This window comes from Bordetella sp. BOR01 (assembly GCF_019218885.1).
In the GTDB taxonomy this organism is placed as follows: domain Bacteria; phylum Pseudomonadota; class Gammaproteobacteria; order Burkholderiales; family Burkholderiaceae_B; genus Bordetella_A.
Window position 1 is genome coordinate 1,335,940 of record NZ_JAHUWT010000003.1, and the last position, 12,022, is coordinate 1,347,961.

A 12,022-nucleotide genomic window follows, 5' to 3' on the forward strand; every position below is an offset into this window, starting at 1 on the left:
CACATTCCCGTCGCACCCCCGTAACATCCCGCAGGCTAAATCCCGCCATTGTCCACTCTTCCGCCCCGGAGGACCCGCATGCGCATCGTGCTCGTCACCGACGCCTGGCCGCCGCAAGTCAATGGCGTGGTTCGTACCTGGACCACCATGCAGCGCCTGCTGACCCAATGGGGCCATGAACTGATCGTGGTCAACCCCAATGGCGCGCGCACCGTGCCCGCGCCGTCCGAACCGGAACTGCGCCTGTGTCTGACACCGGGCCGGCAACTGCGCCGCATCCTGGGCGACACCGTGCCCGATGCCCTGCACATCGCCACCGAAGGTCCGCTGGGCCTGGCGGCGCGGCGCATGGCGATGCGCCGCGGCTGGCGCTTCACGACCTCGTTCCATACGCTGTTTCCCGACTACCTGCAGGCCCGCATGGGTATTCCGGCGTCGCTGCCCTGGAAATACATGCGCTGGTTCCATCGGCCATCGGCCTGCGTGCTGGTGCCCACGCCCACTGTGCGCGACATCGTGGCGGCGCGCGGCCTGGCGAACTTGCGAGTGTGGTCGCGCGGCGTCGACGCGGCGCATTTCCGCCCCGGCCCGCGCGATGCCTTCGCCGATCTGCCGCGGCCCATTTTCCTGAGCGTGGGCCGGGTGGCGCGCGAGAAAAACCTGGATGCCTTCCTGTCGCTGGACTTGCCGGGCAGCAAAGTGGTGGTGGGAGCCGGGCCCGACGAGGCGCGCCTGCGCAAGGCCTACCCGGCTGCGCACTTTACCGGCATGCAGCCCGACGAAAAGCTGCCGGCCTACTATTCGGCGGCCGACGTGTTCGTGTTTCCCAGCCTGACCGATACCTTCGGCCTGGTCATGCTGGAAGCCATGGCCTGCGGCACGCCGGTGGCCGCGTTCCACAGCGAGGCGCCGCTGGCGGTGATCGAGGCCGGTGCCACCGGCTTCGTCAACGACGACCTGGCCATGGCGTGCCGGCAAGCGCTGGAACTGGACCGTGCCGGGGTGCGCGAAGGCGCGTTGAAGCGCACCTGGGAAAAAATCGCGCACGACCTGCTGGCCGCCCTGGTGCCCTTGACGCCGGCCGGCGCGGCCGACTGGCCCGTGGCGGCGGGGTCGGCAAGCACGGCGTGATGCCGGGCACGTCGCACGGCCGCCGCCAGGCCGGTTGTCAGCCGCCCTTCAGGATGTCATGCCATTTCCTGGTCTGGCTGGCGATGAACTTGCCGAACTCGGCCGGGGGCTCGCCGCCCGCCTGCGCGCCGATGGTTTTCATGACCTGCTGCATCTCGGGCGACTTCAAGGCCTGGACCGTGTTCTGGTACAGCTTGGCCTGCACATCGGCAGGCGTGCCGGCCGGTACCATCAGGCCGTACCAGGTCTCGAACGTGTAGCCCGGCACACCGGATTCGTCGATGGCCGGGATCCCGGCAAAGTACGGGCTGGGCTTGGAGCTGCTGACGCCCAGCGCCGTCACCGTCTTGGCCCGCACCTGGGCAATGGCCGATCCGCTGGTTTCCAGGGCCATCTGGATCTGCCCGCCCATCAGGTCCGACATCATCGGCGCACCGCCCTTGTAGGGCACGTGCTGGATGTCGATGTGCGCCATGCGCTTGAACAGTTCGCCGGCCAGGTGCTCGGTGCTGCCGATACCCGCCGAGCCGTAGTTCAGTTCGCCGGGATGCGCCTTGGCGTACTTCAGCAGGTCTTGCACCGACTTGACCGGCAGCTTCTTGTTCACGATCAGGATATTGGGCGACGACGCGATGGTGGTGACCGGCGCGAAATCTTTCTGGAAGTCGTACGGCAGGTGCTCATAGGTGGACGGCGCGATCGTGTGCGCGATGGTGGCCAGGAACAGCGTATAGCCGTCGCCCTTGGCGCGCGCCGCGTCGGCCGCGCCGATGGTGCCGCCCGCGCCCGAGCGGTTGTCGACGATGACCGGCTGCCCCAGCCGCTGCGACAGCGCCTGCGCCAGCGGCCGGCCGACCATGTCGGTGGTGCCGCCTGGCGGAAAGGGCACCACCAGGGTGATGGGCCGGTCGGGCCAGGCAGCCTGGGCGCCGGCCGCCCAGGCCAGCAGGGCCAGCCCGCATAGCGAACGGGCCAGGCAGCGGGGTAATTTCAGCATGATGTGTCTCCGTTTTCGTACCCGGTCACTGTATCGGTGAACGTCTGACGAGCGCCTGACTGGTGTTGCACGCTTTGCGCCAGCCGGTACAATTCGGGTCAGTCCTGAGGAGCGCTGCGACGATCCCCGGCTGCCCCCACGCGCGGGCCAGCCAGCAGGGGTTGCCAGGCTCAGGAATCTCATCAGGCACCGCCACGGCGGTGCCCTGTAACGGCGCTCACCTTTGTCGCAGCGGACGATAAAGGCGGGCGCCTGTTCCATCATGGTGTTCCGTACGGCCGTCCGCGTTGCGCATTGCCGTTGATTCTTTACCGGAGCACACACCATGAATGCCGTACCCGACCAAGCCGTTGCCGATTACCTCGTTGCCGATTTGTCCCTGGCCGCCTGGGGCCGCCGCGAATTGGCCATTGCCGAAACCGAAATGCCGGGCCTGATGGCCATCCGCGACGAGTTCGCGGCCAGCCAGCCGCTGAAGGGCGCGCGTATCGCCGGCAGCCTGCACATGACCATCCAGACCGGCGTGCTGATCGAGACGCTGGTGGCGCTGGGCGCCGAAGTGCGCTGGGCCTCGTGCAATATCTTTTCCACCCAGGACCACGCCGCCGCCGCCATTGCCGCCACCGGCACGCCGGTGTTCGCGGTCAAGGGCGAAACCCTGGAAGAGTACTGGCAGTACACGCACCGCATCTTCGAATGGCCCCAGGGCCGCCATGCCAACATGATCCTGGACGACGGCGGCGATGCCACCCTGCTGTTGCACCTGGGCGCGCGCGCCGAGCAAGACGCTTCGGTGCTGGCCAAGCCGGGCAGCGAAGAAGAACGCGTGCTGTTCGCCGCCATCAAGGCCACGCTGGCGCGCGACCCCAAGTGGTATTCGACCCGCCTGGCGGAAATCCGCGGCGTAACCGAAGAAACCACCACCGGCGTGCATCGCCTGTACCAGATGGCGCAGAAGGGCGAACTGGCCTTTGCCGCCATCAACGTCAACGACTCGGTCACCAAGTCCAAGTTCGACAACCTGTACGGCTGCCGCGAATCGCTGGTCGATGGCATCAAGCGCGCCACCGATGTGATGGTGGCCGGCAAGGTCGCCGTGGTGGCCGGCTATGGCGATGTGGGCAAGGGTTGCGCGCAGGCGCTGGCCGCGCTGCGCGCCCAGGTGTGGGTCACCGAGATCGACCCGATCTGCGCACTGCAGGCCGCCATGGAAGGCTTCAAGGTCGTGACCATGGAAGAAGCCGCCGCCCGCGCCGACATCTTCGTCACCGCCACGGGCAACTATCACGTCATCACCCGCGAGCACATGCAGGCCATGAAAGACCAGGCCATCGTCTGCAATATCGGGCACTTCGACAACGAAATCGACGTTGCCGGGCTGGATGATTGCCAATGGGAAGAGATCAAGCCGCAGGTCGATCACGTGGTGTTCCCTGATGGCAAGCGCATCATCCTGCTGGCCAAGGGCCGGCTGGTGAACCTGGGCTGCGCCACGGGCCACCCCTCGTTCGTGATGTCGTCGTCGTTTGCCAACCAGACCATTGCGCAGATCGAGTTGTACACCCGCAACGACGCCTACGTGCGCGGCCAGGTCTATGTGCTGCCCAAGCAACTGGACGAGAAAGTGGCGCGCCTGCACTTGAAGAAGCTGGGCGTCAACCTGACCTCGCTGCGCAAGGACCAGGCCGACTACATCAACGTGCCGGTCGAGGGCCCCTACAAGCCCGGCCACTATCGCTATTGAACCTGTAGCACAATAGAAGCACGCCGCGCGCCATGCGCGGCGGCTTTGCCAATATTCTGGCGCCTTACCGGAGATCGCAATGACCTTGATACTCGTCTGGCTGTTGAACGCTGTTGCCCTGCTGGCCGTCGCTTATCTGCTGCCCGGCATTACCGTGGCCAGCTTCGGTTCGGCGCTGATAGCCGCGCTGGTGCTGGGTTTGTTGAACATGCTGGTCAAGCCGGTGCTGGTGCTGCTGACGCTGCCCATCACCATCGTTACGCTGGGCCTGTTCCTGATCGTGCTCAATGCCCTGCTGTTCTGGCTGGCCGGCTCGATCTTGCGCGGCTTCCAGGTCAACGGCTTCTGGTGGGCCGTGGCGGGTGCCATTTTGTACAGCATCATTTCCGGCCTGCTTTCGCGCCTGATCCCCTGATTTTCTCTTCCTGATGACCGGACCTTCCCCCGCGGCGCTGAGCCTGGAGTTTTTCCCCCCGCGCGACATCGCCGCCCAAGAGCGGCTGGTGCGCGCGGCCAAGCAGATGCTGGCCATCCAGCCGCGCTATGTCAGCGTCACGTTCGGCGCGGGGGGTTCCACCCGCGCCGGTACGGCCGATACCGTGCGCATGTTGCAGAACCTGGGCTGCGATGCCGCGCCGCATTTGTCGTGCATCGGCGCCACGCGCGAGAATCTGCGCGATATCCTGGCCGCCTATCGCGACCAGGGCGTGCGCCGCCTGGTGGCGTTGCGCGGCGATCTGCCCTCGGGCATGGGGGGCGACGCGGGCGAACTGCGCTATGCGGCCGACCTGGTGGCCTTCATCCGCGCCGAAACCGGTGATGCCTTCCACATCGAAGTGGCGGCCTACCCCGAAATGCATCCGCAGGCCACCAGCCCGGCGGCCGACCTGAACCACTTCGTGGCCAAGGTCGATGCCGGGGCCGATGCCGCCATCACGCAGTATTTCTTCAACGCCGACGCCTATTTCGATTTCGTCGATCGTGCGCAGGGCAAGGGCGTGTCCATTCCCATCGTGCCGGGCATCATGCCCATCACCAACCACACGCAACTGGTGCGGTTCTCGGAAATGTGCGGCGCGGAAATCCCGCGCTGGATACGGCTGCGGCTGGCCGAGTTCGGCGACGACAAGGCCTCTATCCGCGCCTTCGGGGTGGATGTGATCGGCGAGCTTTGCCAGAACCTGCTCGACAACGGCGCGCCGGGGCTGCACTTCTATACGCTGAACCACGCCGAGGCGCCGTTGGCGATCTGGCGCGAGCTGGATTTGGTCTAGCCAGACGGGGCATGCAGAAAGATAGGCTTGATGGCGCTTACAGCGGGTCTTCGGATACTTGCGGCATGTCGTGGGCGAGCTGCATCAACCGCTCGCTACGCGTGCGGACCAGACCAGCGATCGATTCAGCCATGAGGCGTTCGTCGGCAACAAGCTCGGGAGCCTGAACCAGGTGGGGCAAGGCACGTTGTGCCTTGGTTGCCAGGCTGGTCATCAGGCGGGCCAAGGCGTTGCGCGGCATGGCGAGCCGCGCAGCCATATCCGCGACGTCGAATGGACGGATGGCGTCGAACTCGAACACATCGCCGATCGCCATGGCCATTTCCTGATCAAAATGCGGATATTGGGCCACGCTGACCAAGTCATACCAAGGCGTCATATGGAGCCCTTGCGCTGTACAAAAGAACGACAGATTCTTGCCGTGGGCGTCGCTATTGCCAATCAAGAACTGAAAAAAGACCCACTGCAGCATACTGCGCAGATATTGCGCGGGCGCCAAGGCAGATGTGTCAGCCATACTGGCCAATCTGGCCACGCTAACGCCATCGCGCAGGTGCGCCACATCGCGTGAGGCGCCATAAATGCGTTCATATTTGTACGTCACCGGAAGATCCAACGCCTGACAGGCGTCGATGGTATGTACTTTTCGGATCTCTCCTTCATGCTTGTGGCGGTCGAACCGCTGGACCATCAGAACGGGCTCCGGCAAGCGCAGAATTTCGACAGGTGCGGCTGCCAGGCCCATGGCGCTTGCCAGGCGCATGCAGCAGAATTCATTGGCGACCAAATGGGTTGTTCTCGGATCTTCGGATTCTGGTTTGAGAATATGGGTCGAAGGGTGGCCGTCGTCCGGCAGGAACAGCGCGTCATCGATTCGATGCACTGCGAGTTTGTCTTGTACGCCCGCAGTCGACAGCCTGACTTTGCCATCCCAGATTGCGAACTCGATCCAGGCTCGTTGCGCAATCCGCTGCGCGAGTTCATCCCGCGTGATCTCGCGCATCGGCACAGGCTCGGTCGGCGCGACATTGTCGAGTTGGAAGCTGAGTGCGCCCGTGGTTTCCCGACCCAGTTCGATCAGCAGGCCGACGATGTTCTGCTCGGATATCTTGAGATGCTGAGCCGCTATTCTCAACGGCCGGCCTTCGGGCATCAGGTTATCCAGGAAGCGGCGTACGGTGGCAGGCGCCGCGGGCGGGCCATCCAAAGGAAAAAATGGCGAAAGCGGGAAGCGTTGAGGATGCGCTAGCCAGCCCGGGGCATAGCTGAATTCGAATTCGTCCTGGCGGGAATCAAACCCCAGTGTCCCGACTTGCGCACTACCTGCCGTGATCAACATGTGCTCAGCCATGTGGGTTTTCCTCGGATGCGAGCCTGTTGTTAGCTTCCGGTATATCGGCTTTGGGCAAGACGAGCATGGCCAACCCCATCCGGTGCAATACCTGCAGTAGCTTTTCCGATGTCACCGGGCGGCCGTTTTCCAGCCTGGACATCAAATCCTGCGACACGCCGCAAAATGCCGCCATGTCATCGATCCGAAAACCCTGGGCGAGCCGGGCGGCGCGGACGAGCGCTCCCAATGCCCTCGTGTCAGAGATGGGCGAGGCCGGGGAGCTTGTGTCGGGGGGTGGGAGACGGTTCATGGCAGCTTTAATTTCGGTATGCCGAAATTAAAGCGCAGAATATCTAGAAAGTCACGATAATTTCGGCTAACCGAAATTATCGGCCAAAATCCTACGGTAGTCCGAAAATTTCGGTATCCCGAAACTTATTGCGTCAGCTAGCCTGCGATGACCCTTTGCATCCTGGGGCGTAAGCGGACCCAGTCTCGTAAAGAGGCTGGGGACGATGGTCCACCGCCCTCGGAGCTATCAAGCCTTGACCGGCACCTGGATGCGGGTCAGGGGAACGTGCTGCTGGCATCCGTAGACATCGCGGTCGGTCAGGTCGCCCGAGCTTACCGGGCGCTTGATGGTGACCTTGAATGCCCGCGCGGCATCGAACGCCTTGCAGACCAACACCTGGTCGGGTGCGATCGAAAAGGCCGTGGCAACGTTCTCGAGGGTGATGACGCCGCTGCGCTTGACATGAAAGTAGGGCTCATCGGCGTCGAACATGATGTCGAACGTCAGTTCGAAGGGCCCGGAGTTCTTGCTGCGTATCACCTTGGCGTAGGTGGTCAGCGCTCTAGTGTCTGAAGTCATGATGTCATTTTTTCCTTGTGTTATGCGCCGCATGAAACAGGCGTGGCCAGACCAGGGGCGCAGCGGAGCCGGCTCCGCCCCCCTGGGGGGAAGCGCGCAGCGCTTCGGGGGCCGCTTCAATTCTTGATGTCTTCATAATGGATCGGAAAGCACTCGCACGGTTCTGACACGGGCATCAGGTGATAAATCGAGAACCGGTAAGCGGGCCCCACCGGGATGCCGAAGGGTGAGAACGGATAAGCCATGTTCCCTGCCGTGGTCAGGATGCCCGGATAGTCGGCGTGCTGCAGCACGCCGCGTGTGAACATCGCCACCGCTGTTGCCGTATCCTGGTCGGGCGCCACGACGTCGATCACCAAGCCGATCTCTTTGGGTACGTGCGACACATCCGGTTCCAGATCGCCCATGACGCCGTTCTTGCCATAGTTGCGAAACAGCAGGTTGATGCCGTTCTGGGCCAGGCCGAAGCGTTCTTCAGCGCGTTCGCGGGCATGGTCCAGCACGTGGTCCAGTTGCGCGATCATGACCGCATCCCGTATGCCCACCACCACGATGCTGCGATAGCCCAGTTTCTCTGCGGCCTCGAGTTTTACGCGGTAGCGGGTATCCGGCAGATAAGCGCTGCCACGCACCTGTACTTTGCGGCCGTCCTGCTGGAACTCTGCATGGGTCAGGTCATTGATGCCGCCCGGGCCGGCCTGCAGAAAGGGGTCGCTGCGCTCGTACAGCGAGTGGCCTGCCACCGACACAGTCGTGCAGCGGCTGTCCGGATTGCCGGGTTCGACTTCGAAATGGTCTTCGTACACGCGGCCTATCATGGGTTCACCGAGATCGTAAGGAACCGCCGACAGGCCTGCACATTCCAGGATTTTTCCGCAATGCAGCGACAGGCCCGGAGCGAAGCCGCGCAGCACCGGCATGGCCGCGAAAATGGCGTCGTCGCAGGCGCGTCCCGCGATGATCACGTCGGCACCGGCGTCCAGGGCCCGCATGAACGGCTCCATGCCCATTTGCGCCACGATGGGCCCCGCGGCGTCTACTGTGTCGGCCGTCAGTATGCCGTCGGGGCCGATCGATTCCAGAGGGCCCGCGCCAATCTTGCGTTTCAGATAGGCTTTGTCGATTTCGGCACTGATGACGGCGAGCTTGAATGAGAGTTTCTGTTCCGCGGCCACCTCGCGCACCAGGCGGATCATCAACTCCAGCGTGGTGTTCGACCCGTTGGTGATGGCAGAGCCTATCATCAGCGGGATCTTGGCGGCGCGCGCGGCGGCCAGCATGACCGCGAGATCCCGGCGATAGGCGGAGAGCGGCAGAAAAGCCTGGTCGGCACCATGGTAGTAGGGGCCCATGTCGGTGGAACCGGCATCCTGGCCGATAAAGTCCGGCTTGGCTTGCATGGCACGCTTGAACGAGGCCAGGTTATAGCCGCTGCCCATCGAGCCCGACGGCGCGACGCCCGTGATCTGTTTCATGTTGATCCTTGATTGATGAATCGCCGGCGGGCATGCGCCCGCCGGAAAACGCCGGCTGCAGGCCGGTCAATTGGCCGCGAGGTTGACCGCCTTGGCAAGGTCGGCCCAGCGTTTGCCGTCTTCTGCCATCATGGTGGTGAACTGCGCGACCGATCCGCCTTTGACTTCCATGTTGTTGTCCGTCATCAGCTTCTTGAAACCGGGCTGCTGCAGCAGATGGTTGAATACCGTGGCCAGCCGTTCGATGCGGTCGGGCGCTGTGCCCTTGGGCGCCATCAGGCCGATCCAGACCGAGGCCTGTACGCCGGGATAGCCCAGTTCGGCAAAGGTCGGAACGTCGGGTAGCGCGGGCAAGCGCTCGGCGGCGGCCACCGCCAGGGGGCGCACCATGCCGGAAGCCGTCATCGCCTTGGCCGAGCCAACAAAAGTAAACAGCAGCGGAACCTGGCCGCCGGCCACATCCTGCAGTGCCGGCGCGGCGCCCCGGTATGGCACGTGCGTGAATTGCACGCCCATTTGCTGCGCCAGGAGTTCCTGGGCCAGGTGCGAGATACTGCCCGTGCCGCTAGAGGCGAATTGCAGGCGGCCCGAACCGGATTGCGCAGCCTTCGCTACGTCATCGAACGTGCGGTAAGGTGATTTCGTGCTGGCATACAACACAGCGGTCTGATCCACCAGGTGCGCGATGGGCAGCAGATCGGTCTGCGGGTCGTAGGCCATGTCCTTGTACATCAAGGGCGCGATCGTGACCTGGCCATTGCTGGCCAGCAACAGCGTATTGCCGTCAGGCTTGGCTTGCACGACCTTGGCCGCTGCAATCAGGCCGCCGGCGCCACCGACGTTCTCCAGTATCAGCGACTGCCCTGTTTCTTGCTCGAACATCTGCGTGAGAGGCCGGCCCACGGTATCCAGCGAACCGCCGGCCGGGTAGGGAACCACCATGGTGACCGCACGATCGGGAAACGTGCCGGCTTGCGACCACATGGGTAGAACCAGGCAGGCCGCCGCCGCAATCAGGCCTCTGCGCGTACATTTGAATGCAGGCTTCATCGTTAACCCCTTGTATTGGCTTGTGTGCCGATTTCGGCTGGCCGTCTTGGCGACGACTCAAGGGAAATTCTAGGTAGGCCTGTTGCGGCTGTCGCATTCCGATATGGAAAATTCCCATAACACGACGTTAAGACCCGCGCCGCTATTGGCTCTGCACAGAACTGGATGGCGATGAATCAGTTGGCGGGCACCAGCAAGGGGTGCCGCAGGGCCTGCAGGTCGTCGACGAATGCCTGCGCCACCGTCGATAAAGGTTCGTGTCGCGAATACCCGATGCGCACCTGCAGATCGATGGTCGGGCTGATCTCGCGTAGTTCCAAGCCGGGCCAGGCGCCGGCGAGCTGCGCCTGTTCGTCCACCAGCGCGATGCCCAAGCCTTGCTGCACCATCGCGCAGGCCACGTGGGTCTGCTTGACTTCCGCGACCCAGCGCGGCGCGACCTGGGCGCCGTCGTACAAGCGCCCGATGGCATGCGCAAGCGGCGTGTCGGCGGAATATCCGATGACACGTTCGCGGGCAAGGTCCGCGATGCGCAGCCGCTTGCGGCCCAGCAGGCGATGGCCGTGCGGCAGCGCCGCCGCGATCCGGTTGCGGAACAATTTGTGTATCTGGATGCGGGGGTGCTGCAGCGGCACCATTGCCACGGCGATGTCGGCGCGCTGGGTCAGCACCGCGTCGATCAGCGGATCGGACAACATGCCTTCCACCAGCACCTGGACGTCCGGGTGACGGGTGGCAAAAGAGGCGATCGCCAACGGCATCAGGGCATAGGCCAGGCTTGGGCTGCAGACAATGCGCAGGACGCCGCCCTGCTGATTCGCCATGTCATTGGCCAGCCCCTGCAGGCGCTTGATGTTCTGGTAGATGACCTCGACTTCGGCAAACAGCTTATGCGCTTCCGGTGTGGGGTGCAGGCGGCCGCGCAGGCGCTGGAACAAGACAAAGCCCAGGCGCTGTTCGGTATAGGAAAGCAGGCGGCTGACGGCCGGCTGCGACACATGCAGGAGCTGGGCAGCTCCGCTGACGGATCCGGCCAGCATGACGGCACGGAACACTTCGATTTGGCGCAGGTTCATGGCGCAGTCCTATGTCCCAGGTGTCAGGCTCCGCAGGTGCCTGACACCCTTGTGTGCCGCCACTGTCTCAGTCGTAGGGTGCCAGGCACCCTGGCGGGAGCCTGGCACCTGGCAATAGACTCAAGGTGCCTGAAGGATCAACTGGCCTGCGATTGCCCCGGATCCTGCGCCAGCACTTGCAGCGGCGCGGGTTCGGCGTTGTTGCCGTCCGGCGTCAGCCGGTGCGGCTGGTGCAGGCGGCCGGCGGCGGCCAGCGAACCCGACGCGCCGGCGTCGGTCCAGGTCGGGTCGGCGATCTCGGTAAACACCTGGCGCAGGCGTTCGCCCCAGGACTTGCGGATCATGCGGAAGTATTCGTTGTCTTCATCGATGTGGGCGAAATGCGTCACGCGCAGCGCGCCGCTTTCGTACACCAGCATGTCCAGCGGCAGGCCCACCGAGATGTTCGAGCGCAGCGTCGAATCCATGGAAATCAGCGCGCACTTGGCGGCTTCGTCCAGCGGCGTATCGGGACGCAGCACCCGGTCGAGGATGGGCTTGCCGTACTTGGCTTCGCCGATCTGCAAATAAGGGCAGTCGGGGCTGGCCTCGATGAAGTTGCCGGCCGAATAGATCTGGAACAGCCGGCCGCGTTCGGTGCCGATCTGGCCGCCGAAGATCAGGCTGATGTTGAAATCGATGCCATGTTCGCTCAGCGCCTCGGCGTCGCGCTCGTGCACGCGGCGCACGGCTTCGCCCACGCGCCGGGCGGCTTCGTACATGTCGGGCGCCGACCACAGCGAATCGGGGCTGTTTCCATCGAGCTGGGCCAGCAGGTTGACCACCGCCTGGCTGATGGCCAGGTTGCCCGAGGTCAGCAGCACCATGACGCGGTCGCCCGGTTGTTCGAAGACATTGAGCTTGCGGGCAATGCTGATCTGGTCCACGCCCGCGTTGGTGCGCGAGTCGGACAGGAAAACCAGGCCCGCGTCCAGGCGGGCGGCAACACAGTAGGTCATGGTCTGGCAATGGAAAACGGCTGGCGTATTGTAGGGGTAGTCAGGCCGGCGTGCCGGCACCGCCCCCCCGGCT

At 64.0% G+C, this 12,022-nt stretch carries 12 protein-coding genes and 1 riboswitch; of the genes, 4 read left to right on the plus strand and 8 right to left on the minus strand.

The features are described from left to right. Positions 1-78: 78 nt before the first annotated feature. A complete protein-coding gene (locus tag KW845_RS21235) occupies positions 79-1,131 on the plus strand; it encodes a glycosyltransferase family 1 protein (protein WP_218371298.1) in 1,053 nt (350 codons plus the stop codon). Positions 1,132-1,168: 37 nt separating this feature from the next. Here the strand turns inward: KW845_RS21235 and KW845_RS21240 are convergent, their stop codons facing one another. Then, positions 1,169-2,128: a tripartite tricarboxylate transporter substrate binding protein gene (locus tag KW845_RS21240; RefSeq protein ID WP_218371299.1), complete on the minus strand. Its 960-nt coding sequence runs from the start codon at positions 2,126-2,128 to the stop codon at positions 1,169-1,171. A gap of 100 nt (positions 2,129-2,228) precedes the next feature. Further along, positions 2,229-2,354: riboswitch (S-adenosyl-L-homocysteine riboswitch) on the plus strand. A gap of 99 nt (positions 2,355-2,453) precedes the next feature. Between KW845_RS21240 and ahcY the strand changes: the two genes are divergently transcribed. The 3 genes from ahcY to metF all read left to right on the plus strand — a co-directional run bounded on the left by ahcY (position 2,454) and on the right by metF (position 5,146). Beyond that, on the plus strand, positions 2,454-3,872 hold the full coding sequence (ahcY, locus tag KW845_RS21245; RefSeq protein ID WP_218371300.1) for an adenosylhomocysteinase: 1,419 nt from the start codon (positions 2,454-2,456) through the stop codon (positions 3,870-3,872). A 79-nt stretch (positions 3,873-3,951) separates the two neighbouring features. Then, positions 3,952-4,287: a phage holin family protein gene (locus KW845_RS21250; RefSeq protein WP_218371301.1), complete on the plus strand. Its 336-nt coding sequence runs from the start codon at positions 3,952-3,954 to the stop codon at positions 4,285-4,287. A gap of 13 nt (positions 4,288-4,300) precedes the next feature. Then, a complete protein-coding gene (metF, locus tag KW845_RS21255) occupies positions 4,301-5,146 on the plus strand; it encodes a methylenetetrahydrofolate reductase [NAD(P)H] (protein WP_218371302.1) in 846 nt (281 codons plus the stop codon). A gap of 37 nt (positions 5,147-5,183) precedes the next feature. Here the strand turns inward: metF and KW845_RS21260 are convergent, their stop codons facing one another. The 7 genes from KW845_RS21260 to KW845_RS21290 form a co-directional block, all read right to left on the minus strand. Continuing rightward, entirely contained in the window at positions 5,184-6,497 is a 1,314-nt protein-coding gene (locus KW845_RS21260; RefSeq protein WP_218371303.1) for a HipA domain-containing protein, read from the minus strand. Further along, complete coding sequence (locus KW845_RS21265; protein WP_370628264.1) at positions 6,490-6,726, minus strand: helix-turn-helix domain-containing protein; 237 nt, start codon at positions 6,724-6,726, stop codon at positions 6,490-6,492. The genes KW845_RS21260 and KW845_RS21265 overlap by 8 nt, the downstream gene beginning before the upstream one ends. A 291-nt stretch (positions 6,727-7,017) precedes the next feature. Beyond that, a complete protein-coding gene (locus tag KW845_RS21270) occupies positions 7,018-7,350 on the minus strand; it encodes a DUF4387 domain-containing protein (RefSeq protein WP_218371305.1) in 333 nt (110 codons plus the stop codon). Between the two features lie 116 nt (positions 7,351-7,466). Then, positions 7,467-8,825 (minus strand): acyclic terpene utilization AtuA family protein, encoded by a 1,359-nt coding sequence (locus tag KW845_RS21275; protein WP_218371306.1) that lies wholly within the window; start codon positions 8,823-8,825, stop codon positions 7,467-7,469. A 66-nt stretch (positions 8,826-8,891) separates the two neighbouring features. Continuing rightward, entirely contained in the window at positions 8,892-9,809 is a 918-nt protein-coding gene (locus KW845_RS21280; RefSeq protein WP_218371307.1) for a tripartite tricarboxylate transporter substrate binding protein, read from the minus strand. Positions 9,810-10,051: 242 nt separating this feature from the next. Then, a complete protein-coding gene (locus tag KW845_RS21285; RefSeq protein WP_218371308.1) occupies positions 10,052-10,951 on the minus strand; it encodes a LysR family transcriptional regulator in 900 nt (299 codons plus the stop codon). A 137-nt stretch (positions 10,952-11,088) separates the two neighbouring features. Next, a complete protein-coding gene (locus KW845_RS21290; RefSeq protein ID WP_218371309.1) occupies positions 11,089-11,949 on the minus strand; it encodes a proteasome-type protease in 861 nt (286 codons plus the stop codon). Positions 11,950-12,022: the final 73 nt, after the last annotated feature.

Bases quoted from the DNA above. Each gene is read 5' to 3' on its own strand.
- KW845_RS21235 (WP_218371298.1), top strand. From the start codon at position 79: ATGCGCATCGTGCTCGTCACCGACGCCTGGCCGCCGCAAGTCAATGGC.
- KW845_RS21240 (WP_218371299.1), bottom strand. From the start codon at position 2,128: ATGCTGAAATTACCCCGCTGCCTGGCCCGTTCGCTATGCGGGCTGGCC.
- ahcY (WP_218371300.1), top strand. From the start codon at position 2,454: ATGAATGCCGTACCCGACCAAGCCGTTGCCGATTACCTCGTTGCCGAT.
- KW845_RS21250 (WP_218371301.1), top strand. From the start codon at position 3,952: ATGACCTTGATACTCGTCTGGCTGTTGAACGCTGTTGCCCTGCTGGCC.
- metF (WP_218371302.1), top strand. From the start codon at position 4,301: ATGACCGGACCTTCCCCCGCGGCGCTGAGCCTGGAGTTTTTCCCCCCG.
- KW845_RS21260 (WP_218371303.1), bottom strand. From the start codon at position 6,497: ATGGCTGAGCACATGTTGATCACGGCAGGTAGTGCGCAAGTCGGGACA.
- KW845_RS21270 (WP_218371305.1), bottom strand. From the start codon at position 7,350: ATGACTTCAGACACTAGAGCGCTGACCACCTACGCCAAGGTGATACGC.
- KW845_RS21275 (WP_218371306.1), bottom strand. From the start codon at position 8,825: ATGAAACAGATCACGGGCGTCGCGCCGTCGGGCTCGATGGGCAGCGGC.
- KW845_RS21280 (WP_218371307.1), bottom strand. From the start codon at position 9,809: ATGTGGTCGCAAGCCGGCACGTTTCCCGATCGTGCGGTCACCATGGTG.
- KW845_RS21285 (WP_218371308.1), bottom strand. From the start codon at position 10,951: ATGAACCTGCGCCAAATCGAAGTGTTCCGTGCCGTCATGCTGGCCGGA.
- KW845_RS21290 (WP_218371309.1), bottom strand. From the start codon at position 11,949: ATGACCTACTGTGTTGCCGCCCGCCTGGACGCGGGCCTGGTTTTCCTG.